Annotated in this window: 1 protein-coding gene; it reads right to left on the reverse strand. The window is 68.0% G+C overall.

Going from position 1 to position 1,717, the window contains the following annotated elements; translation table 11 throughout:
- Positions 1–95 precede the first annotated feature (95 nt).
- Positions 96–1,472 carry a serine/threonine-protein kinase gene (locus tag ETD96_RS43750; protein WP_138642348.1) on the reverse strand — a complete coding sequence of 459 codons (1,377 nt, stop codon included), beginning with the start codon at positions 1,470–1,472 and terminating at the stop codon, positions 96–98.
- Positions 1,473–1,717 lie beyond the last annotated feature (245 nt).

Raw genomic sequence — 1,717 nt, forward strand, 5'->3', positions numbered from 1 at the left:
GATGACCGGGACCGTCAGAAGGCACAGCATCGCCATCGCGATCGTGGTGCTTGCGGTTCTGGCAGCAGGCCGCTCCAGTGCTCCCGCAGGACGGCCTACGCCCGTTTCGTCTGCTGGCACCAGCGGCCGGTGGCGGGGAGAAGGGCCATGATCACAGCGGCGATCGCCAGAACAGCCGTCATCGGGTAAACCGTGGTCACGTGCCAGTAAATAAATACTCCAGCATGGCTGTAGTACATGGTGGATTGAACAAGCCACACAGTGGCCATGCCGCTGGTTATCGCGATTATCCAGCGCCCTGCCGGGCTACGCCGATAGAGCTGTAGCGCGCCCGTGCCGAGCGAGAATGCTCCAAGCACGGGCAGGGCAATATTCACCCACAGCAACGGGATCAGTCCGGGAGGGAAATCCAGGAGAGTGAACGTCACGAGGATGAGTGCGAACCCGGGAATGCACAGTAGGGCCAGTACCATCGCTGCGGTCGCGGTACGGCCATCCTGCGAGGTGGTCGGCGTTGAGCGTTCCGCCGCGCCGCGTGGGCTGGTCCTGACCTGTGCCCGCAAGCGCCGGGTGTCGCTATCGTGCTGGGCGGGACGGGGCCGATCGGCTACTGTCGGCCGGTCGCCGGGGGCGGGGCCGCTGACCGGGCCACGGAGGCGTTCGGCGACGGTGGAGGCGTCTTCGGGGCGGTCTTCGGGGTGTTTGGCCAGCAGGTTCAGGACCAGGGTGCTCAGGTGGTCGTCGATGTCGGGCCGCAGTGATCGCGGGGATGGCGGGGTGCGGTTGAGGTGCTGGTGCAGGATGGCGCCGACGCTTGAGCCGGTGTCCAGCCAGGTGGTCCCGGTCAGCAGGTGGTACAGCACGCAGCCGAAGGCGTACAGGTCGGTGCGCTGGTCGACCTGGTGGCCCTCGATCTGTTCGGGTGCCATGTAGAGCGGTGTCCCGGCCGCCGCGCCGGTGGCGGTGATCCTGGTGGCGTCGGCGAGGCGGGAGATCCCGAAGTCGCAGACCTTGACCTGCCCGTCGCCGGTCAGGAAGAGGTTGGCCGGCTTGATGTCGCGGTGCACCACCCCCTGCCGGTGCGCCGCGGCGAGGGCGGCGAGGATCTGCACCGCCCAGTCCGTCACCTGCGTGACGGGCAGCCCGCCTGGATGCCCGGCCAGTACCGAGGCCAGGTCGCGCCCGTGCATCAACTCCATCACCAGGAAGAACAGGCGCAGGCCGCCGTCGGTGTGCTCATCGATGTCAAACACCGTGGTGATCCCCGGATGGTTCACCGTCGCGGCGATCTCGGCCTCCCGTCGGAACCGCGCCACCTCGGCCCCGTCGGCAGCACCGTTCAGCGGCAGGAGCTTCACCGCCACCGGGCGGCGCAGGCGCAGGTCGACACCCCGCCACACCTCACCCATACCGCCCCGGCCGATAGGCCCTTCCAGCCGATACCGCCCGGCCAGCTCCAGACCAGCACGCATCAACTCTCCTCAGCTCTGACTAGGGGTCGGCCAAAATAGCGGTGTGGCTAGGGTCTTGTGAATGCCGGGCTTGGCGGCGATCGCACCGAGTGCACCACCTTTGATGCCTGCAAGAGCCGGGCATATTCGGGCTTGTCGGCCGGGTGGGCGAGCGCCGTCTGATCCGGCGGGCGGATGCCTCGGCGACGATGCGGGCGCGGGCGGCGCGTTCGGCGATGAAGGTGCGTTCCATCTCGGCGAACAGC

The organism is Actinomadura geliboluensis (assembly GCF_005889745.1).
GTDB classification, from domain to species: domain Bacteria; phylum Actinomycetota; class Actinomycetes; order Streptosporangiales; family Streptosporangiaceae; genus Spirillospora; species Spirillospora geliboluensis.

Excerpts from the sequence above, each read along its gene's own strand:
- ETD96_RS43750 (WP_138642348.1), bottom strand. The coding sequence starts at position 1,472 with ATGCGTGCTGGTCTGGAGCTGGCCGGGCGGTATCGGCTGGAAGGGCCT.